Here is a 25302-nt window from a genome sequence, read left to right on the forward strand (position 1 = left end):
CCTGTCAGTTCTGGCCGTACGGGCCGTCGTAGAGGTTCCAGGGAAGGTGCTGGTACTCGCGGTCGCAGGGGTTGCCCGCGGTCACGTGGTAGTCGCCGGAGGTGAGATCGACCAGGGAGGAGACGAGGGTGGTCCACCGCTCGATCTCCGGCCGGCGCGGGTCGGGGTGGGTGCACAGGGATTCGGGGTGGCCGAGGTGATCCGACATCGCCCGCCGGATGATCCTGCGCGACTCGTCGGGGCCGGCGGAGCCGCACAGCGCCTTCAGCCCTTCCGCGGCCCGGGGGACCCGGACCAGCGAGTCGGACGACATGGGCCGGTAGCCGGCGGCGGCCAGCGGGGCGGGTACGCCTGCCTGGTAGTGGTTGCCGTGCACCAGCAGGCCGTCGGTCGGATACATCCAGCCGTGCCCGGCCGGGGTGGTCTCCAGGTCGATGGCGAAGCCCTCACGGCAGGTGAGCAGGGCGTTGCTGGCGATATGGGCCCGGGTCCGGCAGAGCACGTCGAGGGCGTCGGTGATGCTGCTCCGGTCCAGGACGCTTCGGCGCACGACGGTCTGGGGCAGCCCGATCGCATCGTCGAACCGGCCGCCGAGGCCGTTGGCGTTGAGGGCGATCCCCGCCGAGTTGGCGCCCTGGCGGCCGATCTGTCCGGCCTCGACCTGCATGATCACGGTCGGCTTGGGGGGCTGGACGATCCTGATCATGACGACGGTGTCGGCGACGCCGGCCCGCCAGTCCCAGTTCTGCCCGGCGTAGACGTGCCCGTCGCCGCTGGCCTCGCCGTGGACGGCGAAGGAGGTGCAGCCCTCGGCGGGTTCTTCCCCGGCGGGCTCTTCCCCGGCGGGCCTTTCCTCGCCCGGTCGCCCGTCGGCCTCCATCCGTGCGAAGGACTTGTCGTAGATGACCTCGCCGCGGGCGTTCAGGGCGAGGACGTCCAGCAGGCCGACCCCGGCGCCGTCCGCGATGCCCTGCATCTCCTCGACGAGGTGGGGTGCGTAGGCGCGTACGGGCTCCAGCCAGTGGGCGGCCCGGGCGGTGACCCGGTCCCAGACCAGTCCTGCGGACCGGCCGAACGCCTCCTCGTAGTAGCCGAGCGCGGCGTGCACGTGGGACCGCACGGACTCGCCGTACTGGCGCCCGCGCTGGAGCGGGCCGCCTGAGATCTCGATGACCGGGAGGACCCGGGCGGGCCCGGGGGCCGTGGGGCGGGGTGCCATGCTTCTCCTCGCTCTGGAACGCGCTCCGAACGGCGTCACGGGACCACGGGGCCACGAGACCACGGAGGCGATCCTGTAACGTCGATTACGAGTTGCGTTCCGATTGGAAAGCACTGCCCAGGAACAGTAACGTCGGTCACACGGAAGTCAATGGTTGTAATGGAAATTCCAGAGAACGGGGCCGGAGCGACTCGGCTGCGCGCTGCGATTCGCGATCAATGGGATGATTTGTCCGCATCTGAGCGAGCCGTCGCACAGCACCTGGTCAGCGCTCCCGTCGGGCAACTGCTCTTCGTCAGCGCCCAGGAGCTGGGGGCCGCCAGCTCCACCAGCAACGCCACCGTCGTACGGGCGCTGCAACGACTCGGGTACGCGGGGCTGCCCGCCCTGAAGCGCGAGCTGGCCAACGACTTCACCGCGGCCGTCGCCCCCGAGGAGCGTCTCAAGCAGCGCATCGCGCATGTGGGCCAGGACCTGGAGTCCATCTGGACCGATGTCTTCGACGAGGCCCGGGACCGCATCGACCACACCCGGCGCCTCACCGAACCGGAGGCCCTGAAGCGCTCGGTGACCGCCCTCGCCGAGGCGCGCGAGGTGTTCTGTTACGGCATCGCCGCCTCCGAAGCGGGCGCCCGTCACCTGGCGCTGGCGCTCGGCCGGATCGGCCGGCGGGCCCGCTTCGTCCACGAGACGGGCTTCGCCCTCGCGGACCAGTTGCTGGCCCTGGAGCAGGGCGACGCCGTGGTGATCTTCCAGCCGGGCCGTCGGCTGGTGGAGCTGACCGTCATGATGGAGCGGGCCCGTGCGGTCGGCGCCAAGGTCGTACTCGTGACGGACGAACTGGGCGAGGCGTATGCGGACCGGGTCGAGGCGGTCCTGACCGCACCCCACACCCCGACCGGGATCACGGCGGAATCGCTGACGGGGCTGCTCGTCGCGGACGCCCTGCTGCTTGCGCTGGCCACGCTCGACGAGACCCGGGCGGTGGAATCCTCGCACCAACTCACCGCGTTGCGCGAACAGTTGCTGGACCCCAAGCGGCGCCCCTGAGAGCTCGTCCCCTCTCGCGTCCGGCCGTAGAACTGCCCCCGGTCCTCGGACCGGGGGCAGTGCGCCGTACGGCGGCCCCCCACCCTTCTCGTCGGACAGGACGGCGAGCGGGGCCACGGCCGTTCACCGCGTCATATGTCCTCCTCCAGGAGGACCGTGCGCCTCTGCCGGTCGTGGCCCCCGGCCGGCGGACCGCCGGAGGCGTCCGGGGCCAGGAGCGACTCCAGGGAAGCGAGGTCCCCGGTCCGGGCGGCCGTGACGAAGACCTCCGTCAGTTGCCGGTGCTCCACCGCGTCCGCGGTCTCCCGCTGCTCGGCCGCGAGACGCCTGCGGGCCCGGCTTGCGATCTTGCGGGCGTTGGCGACACCGATGTGCAGCCTCCCGGCGACGTCGGCACAGGTGTACTCGAAAGCCTCCCGCAGGAGGTACACCGCCCGCTCCATGGGCGCCGGCTTCTCCATGACCAGGAGCAGCGCGAGTGCCAGCTCTTCCGCCTGGAGCCGGGGCCGCAGCCCCTCGAAGACAATTGCCGTCTCGCCCAGGGTGCCTTCCCCGAGGGACGGCTGGGGTTCTTCACACGACAGCCATCCGTCGGACTCCCTGATGCGCAGCAAGGCCGTCATCGGCGCGAGGTGAGGCGGGCCGGTCCCCCGGCCCGCCTCGAAATCACTTCACCACGACGGCGTCGCCCTTCGAGACGACCTTCATGGTCGTGTTCGTACCGAGGAAAGCCCAGCGCCAACTGCCCGGGGCGACGGCCTTCACCGTCGTGCGCAGACGGCCCTTGCTGTCCGTGGTGGCGGTCTTCACCGTGCTGTACTTGCCGTTCGGCTTCTTGTACTGAAGCTTCACCACCTGCTTGGTGAACGCGTGGTACTTCAGGTCCGTCCAGTTGGCCCTGGACAGCTTTCCGGTGATGGTGAGCGTGCCGCCCTTCCGGACGGGCTCGGGCGAGGCGTCGGTGTTCAGGGTCGCGGCGCGCTTCACCTTGAACGAGGCGATGTTGTCCGAGATCCAGTAGTCCCTGTCATTGGCGCTGACCGTGGCGTTGACCGTCCACTCGCCCGCGACCGAATTGGCGTCCCAGCCCTCGTTGCCGCTTCCGTAGAAGTCGATCCACGAGGGGTCGATCTGCATGGTCGCGGTGCACACGGAGGTCGTCCTGCTGACCTTCTTGCATGTCGTGCCGAGATGGTCCACCGGCCCGTAGGCGTTGGTCCGGTTGTACGCCGACACCGAACTTACCTTCTTCACACCCGAGTTGTCCTTGATCGTCATGGTGATCGGGAAACGCTTGACGCTCTTGATCCCGACGATCACATTGCTGCCGCCATTCACGACGACCTTGGTGACCCGGATGTCACCGCGCCCCTCCGCGTGTGCGGTCGGCGCCACCATGACTGTTGCGGCGACCGCTCCCACCACGGCGAGCGCGGCGATCCTTCTGTCCATGTCCCACCCCTGTTCCGGCCCGCCTCCGTGGCGGGCCGGACCAGCGTAACGATCACCGGTCCGAGCCGGTCGCCCAGTCCCTCGGCCCGGCGAGGTCGTCGGTGCCGAGGCCGTGTCGGGGTCGAGGACAGTGAGTCGGGTGAGCCGGGTGAAGAAGCGGAAACCTGCTGGCCCGGCACCATCGGGACCCGCCTCTTCACCACGGAACCCACCCCCATCGCCGTCCGGGCGGTCAGCGGATGCCTTGCCAGAGTGCCCTTTCCGGCCCGTCCGCTGTCGTCGTGGTGGTCCATTCGGTGCCGATCCGCTGCACGGCGGGGGTTTCGAGGTGAAGCGTGGCCAGCCCGGGTCGCCGTCCCGGGCGAAGGCGACCCAGCTCGCGTGCATGCGCTCGGCGAGCTTGCGTACGGTCGCCTCGTTCTGCCGGACGTCGAGTGCTCCGTGGTCCACGCGGCCGATGTTGTCGAACACGAAGGGGAGTTCGAGGCCGTGGCGGGCGCCCAGCATGCCGTCGTATCCGGGAGAGCGCCAGGTGAACTCGTAGCGCCAGGTGCCCCCCGGATGCGGGGCGTGTGCCTCGGCGAGGCGGGCGGTCGGCACTGCGAACATGTATGGCGCTGAGGAGTTCGAGCGGAGTGCTGCCCCGGCCGGCGCCGAAGATCACCTTCAGGTCGGGCGGCCCGGGGAGGTCGGCCAGGTCGATCTGCGGTGCGGTCGGCCCAAAGGCGCGCGCGTCGCACTCGCCCCTCCAGTCCGCGGGCCGCGGCGCCGCGAAGCGGTCCGCGCCCGTCGGGGCGGCGGCGTACGGGATGCCCCGGAAGACCCGGACCCCTTCCGCCACGGCGCCCCTGACCGACCTCTGTCCGATGTGGACGACCGTTTCCATCGTCACGTCCCTTCCGGCTGATACGTCATCACCTTGCCCGGATTGAAGATCCGGTGGGGATCCAGTGCGTCCTTGACCGCCTGGTTGAGTGCGAGCACGACGGGGCCGGCCTCGGTGCTGAAACCGTCCTGTTTGAGCAGCCCGACCCCGTGCTCACCGGTCACCGTTCCACCGAGTTCCAGCGCGGCGGCGATGATGTCCTCGAACGCGGCCTGTGCGCGCCGTTTCGCGGCCTCGTCGCCGGGTGGGGTGATCAGCAGCGGGTGGAGGTTGCCGTCGCCGGCGTGTGCGATGTTGGCGATCAGGATGTCGTGGTGGGCCGCGGCCTCCTCGATGCGGGCCAGCATCTCGGGCACCGCGGCCTTGGGCACGCAGATGTCCTCGGTCAGCACCGGGCCCAGGCGTTCGAGCGCCGGGTAGGCCAGGCGCCGTGCCTCGAACAGCGCGTCGGCCTCGTACTGGTCGGTCGAGCGCACCGCGAACGTCGCCCCCGCCCGCTCGAAGCAGGCCGGCATGGCGGCCGCCTCCAGCTCGCCCGCCGGCCCCGGGCTGTCGGTCCGGCCGAGCAGCAGCACGTCGGCCTCGGTCGACAGGCCCATGTGTTTCCACTCGTCGACGGCGGCCAGGCAGTGCCGGTCGACGAGTTCCAGCGCGGAGGGCACCAGGCCCGCCTCCGCGACGGCGGCGACGGCGAGCCCGCGCCCGACGACCGGTTGCTGCTCGAACGGGCCGCCCCGGCACTCGCGCTCGCGCTGGTCGCCGAGCGGGCGGCGGCCGAGGCGTCCCGGCACACCCGCGCGGCACTCCTCGTCGACCTGCTCACCACGACGTCAACGCCCGCGCGCCCTGCGCCAGGCCGGGCTGGACGCGTCGACGCCGTACTCGGTGCTCATGCTCGCCCCCGCCTCCGCACGGGCGCACATCGAGCGAACCCCGTCGCTGGTGGGCGCGGTCGTCGCCGAGCACGACGGTCGCCTGCTCGTCGTGGCTCCCGCCGCTCCCGACACGATCCGGCGGGAGTGGCCGCGCGATGCGGACGCCCCCACGGCCGGGGTCGCCGGGCCCGCGCGCGGGCAGGAGGAGCTGCGGCGCTGCTTCCACGAGGCACGCCAGACCCTCAGCGCCCTGGAAACGCTGGGGCGCACCGGCGAGGCCGCGACCGCCGGACAGCTCGGGCTGTACCGGATCCTGTTCGGCCATACCGGGCGACGCGACCTGCACCAGGCGTTCGACGACGTGCTGGGCCCCCTGCCGGCCGAGCAGCAGCGCCGTGCGGTGCCACTGCTGGAGACGCTGCGCGTGTTCCTGGACCACGGGCGCCGTCCCCGTCCGGCGACCACCGCACTGGCGATCCATGTGAACACGCTCTACCAGCGCCTGGCGACCGCGGACAGCCTGCTCGGCGAGCGCTGGCGCACTCCGGAGCGGGCACTGGAACTGCAGCTGCTGCTCCACCTCAGGGCGGCGGGCGAATCGCTGGAGGGGATGGAGGGCTGAGCACCGTCCCGTAATCGCTCTGCGGCATGCCGGAAGACGGGCGTTGCTTCCCGGTCGTCCGACGGGTTCCCGGTCGTCCGGTGGGGGGTCCCCGGTCATCCGGGGGAAGCTCCCGGTCATCCGGGGGAGGCTCCCGGTCGTCCGGTGGGGGGTTCCCGGTCATCCGGGGGAAGCTCCCGGTCATCCGGTGGGAAGTTCCTGGCTGTCCGGCGGGAGGTTCCCGGTCGTCCGGTGGGAGGGATGAGGTCGTGGGGCGGGTGGTGCCGAATGCGTTGCACAACAGGCCCGCAACGATGTGGCGTCGGTGGCTCTTCCCCGGACCCGAGCGGCCACCGGACACACGCGGTTCCGGCCGCCCGTAGAATGCGACACCGAACGGCCTCGGGCCCGGCCGGGTCCGCGGTGCGGTGACGATTCGAGGGAGCACGCGTGCCCAGCCAGCGGTCCATCAACGAGGCGGAAAGGCTCGTGGAGGCGAAGCTCGGCGGCGTCCCCATCCGCCGGGAACGGATGGCCGCTGTGGCCAACGTCTACCGGGCCGCGTCCGCCGTGCGGCAGCACCTGGAGAACTCCGTACTGCGCGGCTCGGACCTGACCTGGACCGCCTTCGTGGTGCTGTGGGTGGTGTGGGTCTGGGGCGAGTCCGAGACGCGGCACGTCGCCGAGGAGGCGGGGATCTCCAAGGGCACGCTGACCGGGGTGTCCCGCACGCTGGAGTCGCGCGGCCTGCTGCGGCGCATCGGCCATCCCACCGACGGACGGCTGGTGCTACTCGCGCTCACCGAGGACGGCGAGGACTTCATGCGCCGGGTGTTCCCGGCGTTCAACGAGGAGGAGTCGTTCGTCACCTCGCGGCTGAGCGATGCGGAGTGCCGCAGCCTCGCCGACGGGCTGCGGCGTGTGGTGCTCCAGGTCGAGGAAGAGGGCGAGGAACGGCGCCGGTCGCTGCTGAACGGCGAGGAACCCGCGCCGCGCCGCAGCGGACGGCGGGCCCGCGGCTGACACGGCGTCGATCGGCCCCCGGACGTGCCACGCGTGGCACGTCCGGGGCCGCGCCGTTCACAACGGTGTCCGCACGAACCGGCGTGGACCGGCCCCTTCGCCGTATCTCCCGATGTGCCGACGGTGGGGCGCCGGGGAAAACGGACCGGGAACGCGGATTCAGGCGGCTCCCCGCGCGGCACACACCAGTGCGTCGAAGATGCGCTGCTGGGCCGCGTCCTCGTGGGCGGTGTCCTCGGGGTGCCACTGCACGGCCAGGAACCAGCCGTCGTGCCGCGTGAGTTCGAGGGCTTCGACCGTTCCGTCGGCGGCCCGGGCGGCGACGGTCAGCCCTTCCCCCGGCCGGTCCACGTGCTGGTGGTGGTAGCAGGACCCCTCGGCCTTGTCGGTACCCGTGATACGGGTCAGGGCGGAGCCGGGGACGAAGGAGACGGGGTGCCGGACGTTGCGGTGTTCGTGTCCGGGGCCGCCCATGTCCTGGTGCAGGGTGCCTCCCAGGGCCGTGTTGACCACCTGGAGTCCGCGGCAGACGGCCAGCAACGGCAGTGCGCTCGCGAGGGCCTGCCGGGCGAGTTCCAGGTCGAACGCGTCCTGCTCGTCGTCCACGTCGTAGACGGCCTCATGGACGTGGGGGGCTCCGTAGCGATGGGGTGCTATGTCGCCGCCGCCGGGGAGCAGGAGTGCGTCGAACCGGGAGAGCCGGGCGCGGACCTCGGCGGGATCGGTCGTGCCTTCGGGAGCGTACGGGTGGAGGGTGACGGGTTCGCCGCCCGCCCGCCAGACGGCGTCGATCAGGGCTCGGGCGTTGACTTCCGCGGCGTGGCGCAGGGCGGAGGCGGTGGCGGCGAAACGGGCGGGGATCGCGATGAGCGGGCGGTGGGTCACAGCTGAATCCAGGTGGTCTTGAGTTCGGTGTACTTCTCCAGGGCGTGGGCGGACTTGTCGCGTCCGTTGCCGGACTGCTTCATGCCGCCGAACGGCACGGTGAGGTCGCCCTCCTCGTAGCAGTTGACCCAGACCGTGCCGGCCCTGAGAGCACGGGACACCTTGTGGGCGGTGGACAGGTCGGAGGTCCACAGTCCGGCCGCGAGGCCGTATTCGGTGGCGTTGGCGAGGGCGACGGCCTCGTCGAGGTCGTCGAACGTGATGACGGACAGCACGGGGCCGAAGACCTCCTCACGAGCCAGGCGGCTGTCCGGGGCGACCTGGTCGAAGACGGTCGGTTCGAGGTAAAAGCCCCCGGTCCCGGTCCGGATGCGCGCGCCGCCCGTGCGCAGGCGGGCGCCGTCGTCAAGGGCGGTGTGGACGTGGCCGAGCACGCGGCCGAGATGGTCCTCGCCGACCAGGGCGCCCATCTCGGTGGCGGGGTCCAGGGGATCGCCCACGCGCAGTGCCTGAGCGCGGGCCACGACGGCTTCGACGACCTGTTCGGCGACGGAGGTGTGCACCAGCAGCCGGGAGGGCGCCGTGCACATCTCGCCCTGGTTGAAGAAGATGCCCCAGGCGGCCGCGGCCGCGGCCTTCTCCAGGTCGGGGGCGTCGGGCAGGACGATGTTGGGCGATTTTCCGCCCAGTTCCAGCCAGACCCGCTTGAGGTTGGAGTCGGCGGAGTAGCGCAGGAAGTGGCGGCCGACGGCGGTGGAACCGGTGAAGGCGAGGACATCGACGTCCGGGTGGAGGCCGAGGGCCCGTCCGGCCACCGGTCCGTCGCCGGCCACGACGTTGAGAACACCCGGTGGCAGCCCGGCCTCCAGGCCGGTTCGCCCGAGCAGCAGCGCCGACAGCGGCGAGTTCTCCGAGGGTTTGAGCACGACCGTGCATCCGGCGGCCAGCGCCGGGGCGATCTTCCAGCCGGCCAGGGTGAGGGGGAAGTTCCAGGGGACGACCGCGCCGACGACACCGGCGGGCTCCCGCGTGACGAGGGCGAGGGCGTCGGGTGCGGTGTGCGGGGACTCGTCGGTGAGCTTGTCGGTGAGACCGCCGTACCAGCGGAAGGTGCTGATGACGGCCCGCATTTCGATGTCATGGGCATCGGTGACGGGTTTGCCCATCTCCAGGCTGATCGTGAGCGCCGCCTCCGCTCGCCGCTCCTCCAGGAGATCGGCGAACCGCAGCAGGACACGACCTCGTTCGGCGGGAGACAGGCGCGGCCAGGGGCCCTCGTCGAAAGCACGGCGGGCGGCGGCGACGGCCGCGTCGACCTCGGCCGCGCCGGCATCGGCGACCTCGGCCAGCACCTGGCCGTCGCGGGGCGACACCACGGAGAACGTGCCGCCGCCACCGGCTTCGTCGGCGCCGTCGATGAGGTGCGCGCCGGCCGGTTTCAGCGTCTCGGCCCGGCGGAGCCAGTCGTCGTAGGTGGCGCGGGTCATGCGGTCCTCCAGACCACGTCGGTGAAACGGAGCGGATCGGAGCAGATCAGAAGCGGAGGGACGGGACTCGGGCCCCTGGCGTGCGGTGGGGCCGTATCCCTGTGGCGTGCGCCCGGAGGCCGGGCGCACGCCGGGAACGAGGGGTCAGCCGGTGCCGGGTGCGGTGCGTCGGCGGCGGATCCGGTGGTTGACCACACCGAGCACCATGACGACGGGCACCGACAGGACCAGCCACAGCGCCGTGCTCGCCTCGCCGCCGATCAGGGTGGTGAAGTTGGCCAGGATGAGCCAGATGGCACCCGCGATGCCGAGCGCGCCCAGCCCGGGGGCGACCAGGGTGTTCCACACTCCGGCGTCCGCCCCCGGGCGGCGGAAGAACACCACGACCGACACCGAGGTCAGCAGGTAGAGCAGCATCATCGCCAGGACGGCGAGCCCGCTGAACCAGGAGAAGAGGGTGAGCACCGGGTCCTTGCCGGCCAGGGCGAAGGGCACGACCAGGAGCGCGGCGATGGCGGTCTGCACCCGGCCCGCGATCCACGGGGCGTGCCGGCCGTTCAACCGGCACAGTTCCGCGGGAAGTTGCCCGTCACGACCGAGGCAGAACAGATAGCGGTTGGCGGAGTTGTGGAAGGTCAGGACGCCGGCGAACAGCGAGGTGGCCAGGAGGACCGGCAGCACGCCGTTGACCCAGCCGCCGAACAGGCCGGACACGGGCCCGAAGACGAAGCCTGCGGAGTCACCGGCGGCCAGTGCCGTGTTCGCCGCCCCCGGCGCCCTCGAGGCGCCGTGGGCCGAGATCAGGCTCCACGAGGTGAGGGCGAAGAAGACGGTGACCACGATCACCGAGAGGTACGTGGCCCGCGGCACCGTCTTCTTGGGGTTCTTCGCCTCCTCGCCGTAGATGGCGGTGGCCTCGAAGCCGAACATCGACGCCAGGGCGAACATCACGGCGACGCCCGGCGCACCCTGCAGAGCGGCCGAGGGGGAGAAGCTCTCGGCCATCCCCAGCCCTTCGGGGCCGCCGCCCTTGAACAGGGTGACCAGGCCGAAGAGCAGCAGGATGCTGAATTCGGCGAGCACGAACACGGCCAGGACCCGCGCGCCCATCTCGATTCCCGCGGCACCGAGGACCTGCACCACGGCCATGGTGAGCAGTGTGCAGAGCCACCACGGAACGTGGAGCGAGGTGTGGTCGGCGAGGAGCCCGCTGACGATCGAGCCGTACAGGCCGTACATCCCCGCCTGGATGAGGCAGTAGGCGAGCAGGGCGACGCCCGCGCTGCCGGCGCCGGCGGCACGGCCGAGACCGGCGCCGATGTACGTGTAGAAGGCGCCGGCGTCCACGACGTGCCGGCCCATCGCGATGAACCCGACGGAGAAGAGCAGAATCACTCCCCCCGCCACCACATAGGCCGCGGGGGTGCCGGAGCCGTTGCCGATGGCGACCGATATCGGGGCGGCGCCCGCGATGCCCGTCAGCGGGGCCTGACCGGACAGCACGAAGAAGAGGATGCCCAGGACACCCAGGGCATTGGGTTTGAGCGTGGTTGCAGTGGGGGCGTCCCGTACGGTCCGCTCGGCGGAAGCCGTCCGACTGTCCACTCGGATCACCTGCCAGATGAGGAGGGTTCGTTTCAGGCCAAACGAGTTGCCTCATCGTGGGGCGCAACTATCCGCTTGGCAAGGGGTTGAGGGGCAGGAGGACCAGCCGTCGCCCTGATCTTTACGAGGACGTGACCGGAACCGCGTACGTGACCGGGACTGCGGGCGCATCCCGGGCCGCGTACGCGACCGGGACCATGGGCATGTCCCAGGCCGCGGGCGTGGCCGGCACCGCGCCCCTGGCGTCCTCGATGACTGACAGCCTGGCCACCGGCAGCCCGACGACCGGCAGTCCGACGGAACGGCTCAGCGCCCGTCCGGCTCCTCGGCCAGTTCCTCCAGAAGGCTCCTGAGCTCCGCCAGCGCCTCTTCGGTGGCCTCGCGCTCGCCGAACACCAGCTGGTGCAGCACCAGGCCCTCCAGCGCGGCGAAGGCGAGCCGGGAGGTGCCGCGGCTCACCGGGCCGGGCAGGATGCGGTCCAGTTCACGTCGAGTGGCCTCGAAGTACTCCTCGTAGAGGTTGCGCAGGTGCGACAGCAGCTCGGGCCTGCGCCGGGCCTCCAGCAGCAACTCGTACTGGAACGCCTGCAGTTCGGGACCGGAGTCGACCATGTCCGGGAGGCCGGCGGCGAAGTCGGCCGGCCTGCCCGTGCCCCCGTCGAGCGCGCTGCTGTGCAGCGAGGAACGGATGGCGTGGGTGACGGCCTGCTCGATCAGCGCGTCGCGCGAACCGAAGTGGTGCACGACGAGCCCATGGGTGACTCCGGCCTCCTGGGCGACGGCCCGGTAGGTGAGCTTGCGCAGACCGCCCCGGGCCACCACGCGTACGGCGGCGTCCAGCAGGGCCACCCGGCCCGTCCCGTAGTTCGTCACGCGCTTGCGGGGGCTGCGCTCGCCGGCGGGCTCCACGGGGTCGGTCATGAGGTCGACCCTACCGGGGCCTGCCGGTCAGCGCTTCGGCGGCCGGATGCCGCGGAACTCCCAGTCGCCGCCGAGTGCGGTGGACAGCACTTCCTCCGACTCCGTGGGCTGGGCCCCCACGTCGGCCCGGACCGGGGTCGGTCCGGTGACGATGTGGTTGGTGAGCCGCCCGAGCCCTTCGACCTCCACCTCGACGACGTCCCCGGGCCGGACGGGCCGGGAGTTGGCCGGGGTGCCGGACAGCAGCACGTCGCCGGGGTACAGGGTGATGGTGCGGGCGATGTCGGCGACGAGGTAGTGCATGTCCCACTTCATCTCGTCGGTGGAGCCGTCCTGGACGACCTCGCCGTTGACGTAGGTGCGCAGCCGCTTGCCGTGGAAGTCCCAGTCGGTGACCAGTCCGGGGCCGAGCGGGCACAGCGTGTCGGAGCCCTTGACGCGGAGCATGGAGCCGGCGTCGGTGTCACGGAAGTCGTGGAGGCCGTAGTCGTTGGCCACGGTGTAGCCGGCGATGTACTCGCCCGCCTCGGCCGGGGAGATGTTGCGCGCGGTCCTGCCGATGACGATGGCGACCTCGCCCTCGTAGTTGAGCCACTTGCAGCCCTCGGGCCGCACGATCGCGCCCTGGTGGGAGTTGAGCGCCGAGGTCGGTTTGTGGAAGTACGTGGGGGTTTCGGGCAGGTCGATCCGGAACTCGTCCACCCGGCTGCGGTGGTTGAGGTGGACGGCGATCACCTTCGAGGGAACGACGGGCGGCAGATGACGGGCGTCGGCGATCGCGACGCGCCGGCCGTCACCGGCGACCAGTTCATCGCCGTCGCGAAGGGTCTCCACGACGGCGCCGTCGAGGAGGATGCGGCGGTACTCGGGCATGACGGGAGCCTTTCCGGGCGTGGCTGAGGGGGTGTGGGGAGCGGGGGTCGAGGGCCGGGAGCTGCGCCGGTGCCGCGGGGCAGCGTCTGCCCGTCGCAGCGGGGGGCGGGCCGTTCGGCTGCTGCGGGGCAGTGTCTGTCCGTCGCGGCGGGGGCGGACCGTTCGACTACGGCGGGGCAGTGTCTGTCCGTCGCGGCGGGGGCGGGCCTGCCGGTCGAGGTCCTAGGGCCTCTCGTCGGGGTCATGCCGGGCCGATCCGGACGAAGGATCCTGGCCGGCGCCTGTCCAGCCGTCCTGCGGGCGGTCGAACCAGAGATGGACCTGGCCCGTGCCGATCGAGTTCTCATACTCGCCGTACTGGCGTGCCCTGGCCTTGCAGGCCTGCTCGCCGAGGGCGCCGGCCATCATCAGGTAGTGGAAGAACCTGGCCTCGGGCTTGTACTTCCAGAACTCGTCCATGGTGTCGAGGACCTTGTCATGGCTGCCCTCCTTGAACCAGGCGATCCGCTCCTGGTCGGCCGCCCGCGCCTCGGGGGTGAAGATGTGCGCCGGGTCGCTCGACTCGTGGTCGCGCAGCTCGCGCAGTGGCCAGAAGGTGTGCGACAGCGCGCCGGAGGCGATCAGCAGCACGCGTCGGCCGGGGGTGGCGGCGATGCCGTCGGCCAGGGCGCGGCCCAGGCGCAGGTGGTCCTCCATGTCGCCGGTCTGGCAGACGCCGATGGTCACCCACCGTTTGTCCGGCAGGCCCTCGCCGAGGAACTTCCACAGGTTGATCGTGGCGTAGTAGACCGGCAGGTACGCGTCGTCGACCGGGGTGATCCAGGTGCCGTGTTTTTCGGCGAACGAGGCGATGTTGTGGGCGAGTTCGGGATCGCCGGGGTAGTCGTAGGGCATGCGGCTCATGCCGCGCGGCAGTTCTTCGGAGGTGAACAGGCCGGCGCGGCGCTGCTGGGCGGTGACGACGAACTCGACGGTGGTCGCCCAGTGGGAGTCCAGGACGACGACGGTGTCGTAGTCGTCGCGTTCGAAGACGTCCTCGCGCAGCTGCCGCAGGCCGGTGACGAGAGTGATCTCCTTGCCCTCGTTGAGCTCCCGTCTGGTCTCCTCGGGCAGCACGATGGTGGGGACGTGGGCGAGCAGGCCCGCCCCGACGATCTCACCCATGGTCCTTCCATCCCTTCGGCGCGGTGACGGTGTTCTTGAGGTCGCAGTAGAAGTCGAAGCTCCAGGTGGCTCCCTCGCGGCCGACGCCCGAGTGGCGGGAGCCGCCGAACGGGGCCCGGAGGTCCCGGACGAAGAAGCAGTTGACCCAGACCGTGCCGGCGACGAGCCGGGCGGTGACCCGTTCGGCGCGCCCGGCGTCGCCGGTGGCGACCGTGGCGGCGAGGCCGAAGCGGGTGTCGTTGGCCAGGCGTACGGCCTCGTCCTCGTCGGTGAACGTCTGGAGGGTCAGGACGGGCCCGAAGACCTCCTCCTGGACGATCTCGGAGTCCTGGGCGACGTCGGTGAGGAGGGTCGGGGCGTAGTACTGCCCCTCGCCCCGGTGTCCGCCGATCACGGCGCGGGCCCCGGCCGCGAGGGCCCGCTGGACGAAGCCGTCGATCTTCTCCAGCTGCCGGGAGTGGATGTTGGGTCCGATGTCGGTCGTCTCGTCGCGCGGGTCGCCCTGCCGGAGGCGTGCGGCCTTGTCGGTGAAGCGGCGGGTGAACTCCTCGGCCACCGTCTCCTCGACGAGGATGCGGGTGGCGGCCAGGCAGACCTGGCCGGCGTTGTCGTACTGCTCGACGGCGAGGTCGACGGCGAGGTCCAGATCGGCGTCGGCGAAGACCAGCAGCGGGGACTTGCCGCCCAGTTCGAGGCTGAGCGGGGTGAGGTTGGCCGCGGCCGACGCGGCGATGTGCCGGGCGGTCGGCACGGAGCCGGTGAAGCTGATGCGGCGTACGTCGGGGTGGGAGGTGAGGGCGTGGCCGATCTCGGAGCCGTACCCCTGCACGATGTTGAGGACACCGGCCGGAAGCCCGGCCCCGGCGGCGATGTCGGCGAGCAGCGAGGCCGTCAGCGGGGTCCATTCGGCGGGCTTGAGGACGACGGTGTCGCCGGCCGCCAGCGCCGGGGCGATCTTCCAGGTGGCCAGCATCAGTGGGGCGTTCCACGGGGTGATCAGCACACAGGGGCCGGCCGGATCCCAGCTGACGTGGTTGGTGTGGCCGCGGGTGTCGAAGTCCTCGTGGCCGAGCCGCAGCAGCCAGTCGGCGAAGAACCGGAAGTTGTGGGCGACGCGGGGCATGACGCCGCGGCGGTGGGAGCGCAGGAGGGCGCCGTTGTCGGCCGTCTCCACGGCGGCCAGTTCCTCGAGGCGCCGCTCGACGCCGTCCGCGATGGCGTGCAGGATGCGGGCGCGCTCGAAGCGCGGGGTGGCGGCCCAGGCGGGGAAGGCGGCCCTGGCGGCGGCGACCGCCGCGGCGGCCTCCATCGCGGTGCCGCGGGCGATCTCGCCGAGGACGCTGCCGTCGATGGGGGAGGTGTCGGTGAAGGTCTCGGTGGACGCGATGCGTTCGCCGCCGATCCAGTGCCGGGTGTCGACGGCGACGCCGGCGACGGTGGTGATGTGTTCGCTCATGTTCTCAAGGTCCTCGTGGTCGGTGCGGTGCGGGCTCACTCGGCGCCGGAGGTGTTCGACTCCAGCAGCCGGCCGCCGTCCCACACCACGCCGACCTGTCGGTAGTAGGCGGCGATCGGTTCGCGGACCTCCAGCCGGGCCAGCTCCTCGGTGGGCGATGCGAACAGTTCCAGATCGGCGTCGCCCACCCAGGGCTCGCCGCCCTCGAAGGAGGCGGCGCCGGACTCGACCAGCTCGTCCAGGGCCAGTCCCCCGCCCTTCTCGATGGAGGGCAGCCAGCGGTGGTGGGCCATGGGATGGCCGTTGACGAAGCCGTTGGTCCCGGACGGCTCGCGCAGGGTGACGACGGCCTGGGCCAGGCGGCGGTCGGCTGCGGCGAGGGTCGCGCCGAACCGGGCGCCGGCCTCGATGCGGGGTGCGGGCCCGTAGGGGTGCGGGCGGGTCTGGTGGATGGAGCCGAGCTTCTTCGGGTAGCCCTGGTGCAGTCCCCGGGCGATGGCGAAGTCCTTGTCGACCCAGATGTACACGCAGCGCGTGTAGGTCCGGCCCTTGTACATGCAGCGCACGACCGCGAACGCCTCCTTGTACTGGGCGCGCACCGGGTCGAGCAGTTCCTGCCCCGAGGCGGAGCAGGACTGCCAGTCGGCCCAGATCAGCGCGACGGCGCCGGGGTCCTCGTCGGCGAGTTCCAGGGGTTCGGGCAGGAGCTCGCGCACGCGGGACGGGTCGGTGCGGTATTCGACGGTGAGGAGGTCGCCGGAGTAGCGCCACGGCGGCGGGGGGAGCAGCGACGAGGCGCCTGTCGCCGTCTTGGGGTGGAAGTATCCACGGACACTGGCCACTTGGGTTCCTTACGCGATGAGGGAGGGCTGCTTGAGGAGCTCGGCGCGGTAGCGGGCGGCGGCCGCCGCGGCGGCCCGGCCGCCCAGGGCGACGACGCCGACCAGGCGGTCCGCGTGGTGGTAGCCGACCAGGACGTCCCCGTCGAGGTCGCCGTCCAGGACGCGTACGTCGTCCTTGCCGAGGGCCGGGGCGCCGAAGGACTGGAGCCGGAAGTCGTGCTGGTCGCTCCAGAAGGTCGGCAGTGGTGCGAACGGCGCGAGGCCCGCGTCGGTGCCGGTGAGGTGTGCGGTGAGCACCTTCGCGGCGTGTTTCGCCGTGTCGGTGGGGATGGACCAGTGCTCGACGCGGCGCGGGACGCCGTCGTACCGGGCGTTGGGGAAGCGTGCGACGTCGCCGACGGCGATCACCTCGGGGCGCCCGCCGACCCGCAGGTGCTCGTCCGTGAGCACGCCGTCGGAGAGGTCCAGGCCGTTGCCCTCGAACCACTCGGTGTTGGCCGCGGAGCCGACCGACTCCACCACCACGTCCGCGGCGAGGACCCTGCCGTCGGCCAGGGCCACCCCGGTGACCCGGTCGTCGCCGTGGAAGGCGGTCACTCCCGTGCCGAGGGCGAAGCGAATGCCCCGCTGTTCATGGCGCCCGAGCAGCGCCCCGGCGAGCAGCTCGCCCAGCGGACCGGCCATGGGCAGCGGCATCGGGTCGACCACGGTGACCTCGGCGGCGCCGAGGGCGATGGCGGTGGCGGCCACCTCGCAGCCGATGAATCCGGCTCCGACGACGACCACGCGTACGCCCGGCCGGGTCAGCGCCTCGCGCAGCCCCCGGGCGTCGTCCAGGGTGCGGACGGTGTGCCGTCCGGGAACGGGGCCGGGGCAGGGCAGTCGCCGGGGGCGCATGCCGGTGGCCACGACGAGACCGCGGTACGGCAGGGTTTCGCCGTCGTCGAGTTCGACGACCTGCCGGTCGAGGTCGGCCCGTACGACCGTGGTGCCCAGGCGCCACCGCACGTCATGGACGTCGGGCCGGGGGCGGAAGGCGAGCGAGTCGAAGGACGCCTTGCCCGCCAGGACCTCCTTGGACAGCGGAGGCCGGTTGTAGGGCATGTGGGGCTCGCTCCCGACGAGGGTGATCGGCCCGGTCCAGCCCGCGGCGCGCAGCTGCTCGGCGGCGCGCAGCCCGGCCATGGCGGCGCCGGCCACGACGATGGGTGCGTTCACGGCTCAGTCCTCGATCCGGATGGCCTGCAGCGGACAGACGTCGGCGGCTTCCTCGACCTCGGCGCGCAGGGACTCGTCGGGGGCGGCGACGTGGGCCAGGCGCCCCTCGTCGTCGAAGCGGAAGACGTCGGGGGCGGCGAAGACGCACTGGCCGTGGTCCTGGCACTTGTTCATGTCGACGACGACCTGCATGACCGTTCCTCCTGGTGCTGGGGGGAGCGTCGGGAAAGGGAAAAGGGGAGAGAGGAAGAAAGAGGGACCCGGACCCACGGGGGACCGGGCCCCTGCCAAAGGGGTGCGGTGAACACCGACCCTTAACTCGTTTGGCGTCAAACAACATAGGAACCGGCCGGGCTCCGGTCAATAGCTATCCGGATGGATAAATTTCTGCGCCGGAACCCTTGCGGGAGGGGGACCGGCGTCCCTACCGTTTGCCACCAACAAGCGAGCGGTCTCCTGCGTCTCCCCGCAGTCCGAAGCCCTCGCACCCCGTTTCCCCCCGTGCCGCGAGCGCTGGGGAGGCGCCCCACTTCCCCCTGAGGAGACACCGGTGAGCGCATCCGACATCCCATCCGTCCGCCGCCACATGGAGCGGCTGGCCGCCGAGGGCATCGACGTGGTCCGGGTGACCTATCCCGACCTCATCGGCACCGAACGGGCCCGGGACGTCCTGCTGGACCACCTGCCCTCGGCCTGCGAGCACGGCCTCGCCTTCTGCCGCGCCGTCTACCACACCAACCCCCAGGGCGATGTGGTCCCGGTCGCGGGAGGGCTGGACGCCGGCCTGCCCGACATCTGCGTACGCCCCGACCTCGACACCCTGACCGCCCTGCCCTGGGAACCCGGCGTCGCCAGCTGCCTCGGCGACGTCACCGACCCGGCCACCGGACGGCCCGCCCCGGAGTCGCCCCGCGACCTGCTGCGCACGGTCGTCGAGCGATGCGGCGAGTACGGGCTGAACCCGGTCGTCGGCCCGGAACTGGAGTACTTCCTGTGCGACGCGGACCCCGGGAACCCGCAGGGCTGGCGCCGCTACAGCGACGCCGCGGGCGTCGTCTACACGGCGGGCCTGCGCGCGGACGGCGACAACCACCTGCTGCGCACCCTGCGCCTGCTACGCGACCTGGACATCGACATCAGCAGCGGAAACCACGAGTTCGACGGTTCGCAGTTCGAGATCAACCTGAACCACTCCGACGCCATGACGGCCGCGGACCGTGCCTTCCGCTTCAAGTCCGCGATCAAGGAACTGGCACGCAAGGAGGGCCGGCTGGCCACCTTCATGGCCAAGCCCTTCCAGGGCGCGGGCGGATCCGGCTTCCACCTCCACCTGTCCTGCGTGGACGACGAGGGCGGCAACACCTTCGCGGACCCGTCCGCACCGTACGGTCTGAGCACCGTCGCACGCCACGCGGTGGCCGGCGTCCTCGCCCACGCCCCGGCACTCGCGGCGCTGGCCAACCCGACGGTCAACTCCTACAAGCGCTTCGGCCCCGACACCCTCGCGCCCTGGCTGATCGACTGGGGGCTGGACAACCGCAGCGCCATGGTCCGCATCCCGCCGGAACGCGGCTCCGGCACCCGCCTCGAACTGCGCCTGGGGGACGCGAGCGCGAACCCCTACCTGCTGATCGCGGGAACCGTCGCGGCGGCGCTCCTGGGAGTCGTCGCCGGCGAGGAACCCGCCGCCCCGCTGGAGGGCTACGGCTACGACACCACCAGGTCGGCCCTCCTGCCGATGACCCTGCCCGACGCCCTGGACGCGCTGGAAGCGGACACCGCTCTGACCGACGTGCTCGGCAAGGACTTCACCACCGCCTACCTCTCGTACAAGCGCGACGAGGTCGCACGCTTCCATCGGCACGTCACCGACTGGGAGTTCACCGAGTACGCCTACCACCTGTAATGCCGAGGAGACGAACCCCATGACCTCCGTGACGACCACACCGTCCGCGTCCGGTGCCATCGACGAGCCGATGCCCCTGGACCAGGTGAACCTGGCCGACCTCGACAACTTCACCGACGGTGTCACCCCGTGGCGCATGTTCCACACCCTCCGCCACGAGGACCCCGTCCACTGGCAGCCGGAAGAGGCGCCCAACTCCGGTTTCTGGGCGGTCACCCGGCACGCCGACATCGCCCGCGTCGACCGGGACGCCGAGACCTTCACCTCGTCCAGGTTCGTGAACCTGGAGGAGGTCGACGACGACCAGATCAAGAAGCGCGCCTCCATCCTGGAGCTGGACGGGGTGCGCCACCGCGCCATGCGCAGCCTCCTGCAGCGCCAGTTCGGTGCGAGCGTCATCAACAGTTACGCCGACTTCCTGCGCGGCCTGACCGCCACCACACTGGACGCGGCCCTGTCCAAGGGCACCTTCGACTTCGTCAAGGAGGTCTCCGCCGACTTCCCCATCAACGTCCTCGCCCGCCTCCTGGACGTGCCCCCGGAGGACAACCAACAGCTCATCGACTGGGGCAACCGCATCATCGGCAACACCGACCCCGACTACGCCGACGTCCTCCTGCACAGCGACGAGAGCGAGAAGTACCGCGACCTGCCGTTCCGCTCGCCCGCCTCGCTGGAGGTCTTCGCGTACGGCCGCGAACTCGCCCGGCAGCGGCGCGGCGGCACCGGCACCGACCTGATCTCCAAGCTCGTCAACGAGACCCCGCGCGACGGGGTGCCGCTCTCGGCGCAGGACTTCGACAACTACTTCCTGCTCCTGGTCGTCGCCGGCAACGAGACCACCCGCCACACCATCAGCCACTCCATGCTGGCCCTCCTCCAGCACCCCGAGCAGCTCGCCCGCCTCCAGGAGGACCCCTCCCTCATCCCCACGGCGGTGGAGGAGTTCCTGCGCTGGGCCTCCCCCGTCTACCACTTCCGCCGCACGGCCACGCGTGACATCGAACTCGGCGGCAAGCAGGTCAAGGAGGGCGACAAGGTCGTCATGTGGTTCGCCTCCGGCAACCGCGACGAGGAAGTCTTCGGCAACCCCTACGACTTCGACGTGACCCGTCAGGACAACGACCACGTCACCTTCGGCAAGGGCAGCCCCCACCTGTGCCTGGGCAACCTGCTCGCGCGCACCGAGATCCGCATCATGTTCGAGGAGCTCATCCCGCGACTGGCGGGCATCGAGCTCGCCGGGGACGTCCCGCGGGTGCGCTCCAACTTCGTGAACGGCATCAAGAAGCTGCCCGTCGAGGTCACCCTCGCCTGACCGTGAGGACTGCCCCCGGCATCGCCCGGAGGTCCGGTTTCCCCGCCCGGCCGACGCCTCGGTCGTCCTGCCGGGAAACCGGCGGCCGACCGGGCGATGCCGTAGGGCGTGGAACCGGCTGGAGGAGGGGGTCACACCGGTCAGGGGCTGGTTCGGCTCATGATGTGTTTGGTCCGGGTGTAGGCGTCCAGCGCGTAGGTGGACAGGTCCTTTCCGTATCCCGACTGTTTGAAGCCCCCGTGGGGCATCTCGGTGGCGTACACGTTGTGCGTGTTGAGCCATACCGTGCCCGCGTCGATGCGGTGGGCCAGTCGGTTCCCGGCCGCCGGATCACCGGTCCACACGGAGGCCGCCAGGCCGAGGGGAACGTCGTTGGCCATGCGGACGGCCTCGTCCTCGTCGGCGAAGGGCTGGACGGTGATGACCGGACCGAAGACCTCGTGCTGCACGATCAGGTCGTGCTGCCGCACGCCCGTCACGACGGTCGGCTGGAAGTGGAAGCCGGGGCCGGCGGCGGGGGCGCCCCCGGTCACCACGGTCGCGTGTCCCGGCAGCTCCGTGAGGTAGGAGTTGACCCGGGAGAGGTGGGCCCGGTTGTTCAGCGGGCCGACCTCGGCGCGCGCGGCGCGTTCGGCGAGCAGGGCCACGAAGCCGTCGTACGCCTCGGCGGCGACCAGTACCCGGCAGGCGGCGGTGCAGTCCTGCCCCGCGTTGTAGAAGGCCGCTTCGACGATGCCGTCGGCCGCCCGGCCCTGATCGGCGTCGGCCAGGACGATGGCGGGGGCGTCCCCACCGAGTTCCAGATGAAGCCGCTTGATCCCGGCGAGTCCCGCCGCGGCGGTGACCTCCGCGCCGGCCCGGGTGCTGCCCGTGAGGGAGACCAGGGAGACGAGCGGGTGGACCGCCAGTGCGCGCCCGGTGTCCCGGTCGCCGCACACGACGTTGACGACGCCTCGCGGCAGCACCTTGTCGCAGATCTCCCCCAGGAGGAGGGCGCTCATCGGGGTCGTTTCGGCGGGTTTGAGAACCACGGTGTTCCCTGCGGCCAGCGCCGGGGCGAGCTTGTCGACGGCCGAGCCCAGGGGATGGTTCCAGGGTGCGATCAGGGCGCAGACCCCGACCGGTTCCCGGACCACCATCGAGGTGTGGCCCTTGACGTACTCCCCCGCCATCGGCCCCTGCCCGGCCCGTGCGGCACCGGCCATGAACCGGATCTCGTCGACGGCTGCCGGAATTTCCTCCGTCAGGACTTCGGCGGCGTCCTTTCCGGTGTTGCGGCACTCGACGGCGGCCAGCTGCTCCGACTGCGCGACGATCGCGTCGGCCAGGGCGAGCAGGGCGTCGTGCCGTTCTCCGGGCGTGAGGGACCGCCAGGCACCGAACGCCGAATCCGCCGTGCGGACCGCGTGGTCCACTTCTTCGGCCGAGGCGTTCGGGACGTTGTCGTAGACCTCGCCGGTGCGCGGGTCGGTGATGTCGAGGAAGGTCACAGGAGCTCCTGGAGGAAGGCGGCGATCCGCTCGCCGACGACAGTGGTCGGCAGGGCGGGGGTGCTGCGGGGTATGTCGGGGAAGACGGATGCGTCGGCGATGTGGAGGCCGTCGAGACCGTGCACCTTGCCGGTGTGGTCGACGACGGCGAGCGGATCACCGGCGGGGCCCATCCGGCAGCTGCCCGCCGGGTGCCAGTAGTGCTGGTGGTGGGCCCTGATCCAGCCGCGGATGTCCCCGTCGGGGACGAGCAGCGGGGTACCGAGGTACGGAGAGAGGTCCAGCTCCCGTACCCGGCCGACGCCGTGGACGAGGGCGTCGAGATCGCGGGGGTCGGTCAGATAGGCGTGGTCCACCTGGGCGAGGGCGTGCGGGTCCGCGGAGCGCAGCCGTACGGTGCCGCGGGAGCGGGGGCGGAGCAGCCCGACCGGCACGATGCACCGCCAGCCGTGTTCGAGGGCCGGATCCCGTTCGGTCCACGGGTAGACGTGCAGGTCGTACGGGGCGTCTCCGGCCTGGGGCGAGCGGAGCTTGGCCATGGCCTGTTCGTCGGGCAGCATGTGGGTGCTCGCGAAGTCGGCCAGTTCTGCGGCGAGTTCAGCCGATCCGGCGAACTCCAGCTGGATGGACGGATGGTCGTGCAGGTTCTCGCCGACCCCGGGCAGGTGGTGCCGGACCTCGATGCCGATGTCGGTGAGGTGGGCGGCCGGGCCGATGCCGGAGCGCAGCAGCACCTCCGGGCTGCCGTAGGCCCCGGCGCTGAGTACGACGAGACCGGCGCCGATCCGGTGTCGCTCTCCGCTCTCGTCGATGACCTCCACCGCGACCGCCCGGCCGTGCTCGAGAACGATCCGGTCGACCGTCATGCCGGCGGCGACGGTCAGACTGCCCAGGTTCCTGACCGGGTCGAGGTAGGCGAAGGCCGTGTTGACGCGCACGCCGTCCGGTGTGATGTTGACCGGGGCGCAGCCGATGCCCGCCTCTCCTTCGAGCCGGTCGAAGTCGTGCCGCACGGGCAGGCCGAGTGCGGCGCCCGCGGCGATGAAGGACCGCTGGAACGGCTGGATCTCGCTCTCGGCGTAGTTCCGCAGGCGCAGCGCCTGCGCCGCCTTGTCGAAGAACGGCCGCAGCGATGCGGAGTCCCAGCCCGGTGAGCCGTCGGCGGCCCACGCGTCGTAGTCACCGGCCCAGCCGGAGCTCTGGGTGCAGCCGTTGTGGGTGGAGCAGCCGCCGATGGCGCGGCAGCGTTCGAAGACATGGCGGCCGGCCCGGTAGCCCCAGTCGTGCGAGGCGGGGAGCGTGGTGGCATCCAGCAGATCGGCGGGCCAGTCGGCCCGGTCGGGCCCGTAGTCGGGGCCGGCCTCCACCAGCAGCACGTTGTGCTCGCGGGCCAGTCGGCCGGCGACGACACATCCTGCCGTGCCGCCTCCCAGGACGACGATGTCCACGTGGTCAGTGGGTTTCAACGAAGGCTCCTCGGTCGGGGTGGGCGGTCAAAGGGGTGGAGGTGATCGTGCGGCGATGCCGTGCCCCGAGGGCGTGGAGGAGGCATCCGAGCGAGACGATGAGGGCGACCGGTACGAGCTGGGAGGCCGTGTAGGCGGCGCGCTGTCCCTCGAATCCGGTCGGCAGATAGTCGGCGGGGTCGCCCGAGGTGCCGAACCAGCCGACCCCCAGGCCCGGCCAGATCAGGGCGACGACGGCGAAGAGCATGGTGCCGACGGTGAGGACGGTGACGGTCCAGGCCCCCACCCGGCCCCCGGGTATCCGGTAGGGGCGGCTCACGTCGGGGTACTTGCGGCGCAGCACGATGAAGGAGGAGAACGTCAGCAGGTAGGAGATCGCCGTCGCGGAGATCGCCAGGCCGATCCCCGCGGTGAAGTACTTCTGCGCGTCGCCGCCGCTCAGGGCGAGTGAGGCGACCATCACCAGCGCGGCGATGGCCGTGGAGACGAGGTTGACCCGGGTCGGAGTACCGCGCCGGGCCGAGACCGTACCGAGCCAACGCGGTCCGGCGCCGTCCGCGCAGGCCACCGCCTGGGCCCGGCTCACGCCCATCGCCCAGGCGGTGCCGCTGGTGAGAAGCCCGATGATCAGTCCGGCCGCCGCCACCATGGCCAGCACCGAACCGGCACCGGTGAGGACGACCGTGCCGTCCGCGCCGATGTGGCCTCCGTACACGGTGAAGACGGCCCGGCAGGCGTCGATGAACCCGGTGAGCGAGCCCACTTGGTCACCCGGGAGCACCAGCAGCGTGCCGAAGATCGGCACCCCGTACAGCAGGGCGGAGAGCAGTCCGCCCCGCAGCAGCGCGGCGGGCACGTCCCGCTTGGGGTCGGCCATTTCCCCGGCGGCAGCGCTGGGCACCTCGAATCCCATGTAGTTGAAGGCGATGACCGGGGCGAGTGCCACCAGACCCACGTACGTGGGCGTGTAGTCCCCGACGGACAGCGGTTGTACGCCGTGGCGCAGGGCGTACAGCACCAGCGATACGACGAAGAAGCCGAGGAGCACGATCCTGGCGACCGCGCCGGCGATCGTCACCCAGCGGCCGTACCGTACCGACGCGTGCACGGTGAGTCCGGCCGCTCCGATGAAGACGGCCCCGGCAAGGTACTTCCAGCCGCCGGGCAGGGGGAGGAAGAAGGACTCGAAGGTGGTGATCGCCGTCACGCACAGCGCACCGCCGAGCCAGACCGGGTTGGAGATCCAGTAGAAGACCTGGTTGATGCCCGCCGTGAAGCGGCCGAAGGCCAGCTTTGTCCAGACGTACGGGCCTCCCTCCTGCGGGAAGGCGGATCCCAGTTCGGCGATCAGGAGCCCGTAGGGCGCGAAGTACAGCAGCCCGAGCACGGCCATCCAGACCAGTCCCTCGGGGCCGTGGGCCGCGACCGAGCCGAGGGTGTCGAGGCCGACGATCGCGCACAGCAGCATGGCCATCGCGTCGAAACGTCGCAGGGCAAAGGGGGGTTGGGGCGGATCGGCTGACGACATGCCGCCTCCTTCGTGGTGGGATGCCGCCCATCATGAG

General features: G+C 71.3%; 23 protein-coding genes. 5 read left to right on the forward strand and 18 right to left on the reverse strand.

Translation table 11 applies throughout. The features are described 5' to 3' along the window. Positions 1–4: 4 nt before the first annotated feature. The gene (locus OCT49_RS35370; protein ID WP_283856256.1) at positions 5–1219 is read right to left on the reverse strand and encodes a C45 family autoproteolytic acyltransferase/hydrolase; all 1215 of its coding nucleotides are present in this window, start codon (positions 1217–1219) and stop codon (positions 5–7) included. A gap of 159 nt (positions 1220–1378) precedes the next feature. On the opposite strand from OCT49_RS35370, the gene OCT49_RS35375 reads away from it, so the two are divergent. Continuing rightward, entirely contained in the window at positions 1379–2269 is an 891-nt protein-coding gene (locus OCT49_RS35375) for a MurR/RpiR family transcriptional regulator (RefSeq protein ID WP_283856257.1), read from the forward strand. Positions 2270–2400: 131 nt separating this feature from the next. Here OCT49_RS35375 and OCT49_RS35380 read toward each other — a convergent pair whose 3' ends face one another. The 4 genes from OCT49_RS35380 to OCT49_RS35395 form a co-directional block, all read right to left on the reverse strand. Next, a complete protein-coding gene (locus OCT49_RS35380; protein ID WP_283856258.1) occupies positions 2401–2892 on the reverse strand; it encodes a sigma factor-like helix-turn-helix DNA-binding protein in 492 nt (163 codons plus the stop codon). Between the two features lie 43 nt (positions 2893–2935). Further along, positions 2936–3721, reverse strand: coding sequence for a hypothetical protein (locus OCT49_RS35385; protein WP_283856259.1), 786 nt, complete (start codon positions 3719–3721; stop codon positions 2936–2938). A gap of 232 nt (positions 3722–3953) precedes the next feature. Beyond that, positions 3954–4607, reverse strand: coding sequence for a carboxylesterase family protein (locus OCT49_RS35390; protein WP_283856759.1), 654 nt, complete (start codon positions 4605–4607; stop codon positions 3954–3956). A gap of 2 nt (positions 4608–4609) precedes the next feature. Beyond that, positions 4610–5398, reverse strand: a complete 789-nt coding sequence (locus OCT49_RS35395) for an FAD-linked oxidase C-terminal domain-containing protein (RefSeq protein ID WP_502963505.1) — start codon at positions 5396–5398, stop codon at positions 4610–4612. Positions 5399–5453: 55 nt separating this feature from the next. On the opposite strand from OCT49_RS35395, the gene OCT49_RS35400 reads away from it, so the two are divergent. Continuing rightward, positions 5454–6104 carry a PucR family transcriptional regulator gene (locus tag OCT49_RS35400; RefSeq protein ID WP_502963516.1) on the forward strand — a complete coding sequence of 217 codons (651 nt, stop codon included), beginning with the start codon at positions 5454–5456 and terminating at the stop codon, positions 6102–6104. 429 nt (positions 6105–6533) lie between these two features. Beyond that, the gene (locus OCT49_RS35405; protein WP_283856261.1) at positions 6534–7106 is read left to right on the forward strand and encodes a MarR family winged helix-turn-helix transcriptional regulator; all 573 of its coding nucleotides are present in this window, start codon (positions 6534–6536) and stop codon (positions 7104–7106) included. Positions 7107–7265: 159 nt separating this feature from the next. Here OCT49_RS35405 and OCT49_RS35410 read toward each other — a convergent pair whose 3' ends face one another. The 10 genes from OCT49_RS35410 to OCT49_RS35455 form a co-directional block, all read right to left on the reverse strand. After that, positions 7266–7991 carry a gamma-glutamyl-gamma-aminobutyrate hydrolase family protein gene (locus OCT49_RS35410; protein ID WP_283856262.1) on the reverse strand — a complete coding sequence of 242 codons (726 nt, stop codon included), beginning with the start codon at positions 7989–7991 and terminating at the stop codon, positions 7266–7268. Beyond that, entirely contained in the window at positions 7988–9478 is a 1491-nt protein-coding gene (locus OCT49_RS35415; protein WP_283856263.1) for an aldehyde dehydrogenase, read from the reverse strand. Before OCT49_RS35415 ends, OCT49_RS35410 begins: the two co-directional genes overlap by 4 nt. A 144-nt stretch (positions 9479–9622) precedes the next feature. Then, the gene (locus OCT49_RS35420; protein WP_283856264.1) at positions 9623–11083 is read right to left on the reverse strand and encodes an APC family permease; all 1461 of its coding nucleotides are present in this window, start codon (positions 11081–11083) and stop codon (positions 9623–9625) included. A gap of 306 nt (positions 11084–11389) precedes the next feature. After that, on the reverse strand, positions 11390–12004 hold the full coding sequence (locus OCT49_RS35425; RefSeq protein WP_283856265.1) for a TetR/AcrR family transcriptional regulator: 615 nt from the start codon (positions 12002–12004) through the stop codon (positions 11390–11392). A 27-nt stretch (positions 12005–12031) separates the two neighbouring features. Then, a complete protein-coding gene (locus tag OCT49_RS35430; protein ID WP_283856266.1) occupies positions 12032–12877 on the reverse strand; it encodes a fumarylacetoacetate hydrolase family protein in 846 nt (281 codons plus the stop codon). 222 nt (positions 12878–13099) lie between these two features. Beyond that, positions 13100–14041: a 3,4-dihydroxyphenylacetate 2,3-dioxygenase gene (locus OCT49_RS35435; protein WP_283856267.1), complete on the reverse strand. Its 942-nt coding sequence runs from the start codon at positions 14039–14041 to the stop codon at positions 13100–13102. Then, positions 14034–15497 (reverse strand): aldehyde dehydrogenase, encoded by a 1464-nt coding sequence (locus OCT49_RS35440; RefSeq protein WP_283856268.1) that lies wholly within the window; start codon positions 15495–15497, stop codon positions 14034–14036. Before OCT49_RS35440 ends, OCT49_RS35435 begins: the two co-directional genes overlap by 8 nt. A 35-nt stretch (positions 15498–15532) precedes the next feature. Beyond that, a complete protein-coding gene (locus tag OCT49_RS35445; protein WP_283856269.1) occupies positions 15533–16339 on the reverse strand; it encodes an acetoacetate decarboxylase family protein in 807 nt (268 codons plus the stop codon). 9 nt (positions 16340–16348) lie between these two features. Continuing rightward, positions 16349–17557: an NAD(P)/FAD-dependent oxidoreductase gene (locus tag OCT49_RS35450; protein ID WP_283856270.1), complete on the reverse strand. Its 1209-nt coding sequence runs from the start codon at positions 17555–17557 to the stop codon at positions 16349–16351. A 3-nt stretch (positions 17558–17560) separates the two neighbouring features. Next, complete coding sequence (locus OCT49_RS35455; RefSeq protein WP_283856271.1) at positions 17561–17749, reverse strand: ferredoxin; 189 nt, start codon at positions 17747–17749, stop codon at positions 17561–17563. Between the two features lie 358 nt (positions 17750–18107). On the opposite strand from OCT49_RS35455, the gene OCT49_RS35460 reads away from it, so the two are divergent. Together OCT49_RS35460 and OCT49_RS35465 are read left to right on the forward strand one after the other, a co-directional pair. Further along, on the forward strand, positions 18108–19463 hold the full coding sequence (locus OCT49_RS35460; RefSeq protein WP_283856272.1) for a glutamine synthetase family protein: 1356 nt from the start codon (positions 18108–18110) through the stop codon (positions 19461–19463). Between the two features lie 19 nt (positions 19464–19482). After that, a complete protein-coding gene (locus OCT49_RS35465; protein ID WP_283856273.1) occupies positions 19483–20781 on the forward strand; it encodes a cytochrome P450 in 1299 nt (432 codons plus the stop codon). Positions 20782–20921: 140 nt separating this feature from the next. On the opposite strand, the gene OCT49_RS35470 is transcribed toward OCT49_RS35465, so the two are convergent. From OCT49_RS35470 to OCT49_RS35480, 3 genes are read right to left on the reverse strand one after another with little or no spacing between them, the layout of a single operon-like run. Further along, on the reverse strand, positions 20922–22271 hold the full coding sequence (locus OCT49_RS35470) for an aldehyde dehydrogenase family protein (RefSeq protein ID WP_283856274.1): 1350 nt from the start codon (positions 22269–22271) through the stop codon (positions 20922–20924). After that, entirely contained in the window at positions 22268–23737 is a 1470-nt protein-coding gene (locus OCT49_RS35475; RefSeq protein ID WP_283856275.1) for a GMC family oxidoreductase, read from the reverse strand. The genes OCT49_RS35470 and OCT49_RS35475 overlap by 4 nt, the downstream gene beginning before the upstream one ends. Beyond that, positions 23724–25265 (reverse strand): APC family permease, encoded by a 1542-nt coding sequence (locus OCT49_RS35480; protein WP_283856276.1) that lies wholly within the window; start codon positions 25263–25265, stop codon positions 23724–23726. The genes OCT49_RS35475 and OCT49_RS35480 overlap by 14 nt, the downstream gene beginning before the upstream one ends. Between the last annotated feature and the right edge of the window lie 37 nt (positions 25266–25302).

The organism is Streptomyces sp. ML-6 (assembly GCF_030116705.1).
Taxonomy (GTDB): Bacteria; Actinomycetota; Actinomycetes; order Streptomycetales; family Streptomycetaceae; genus Streptomyces.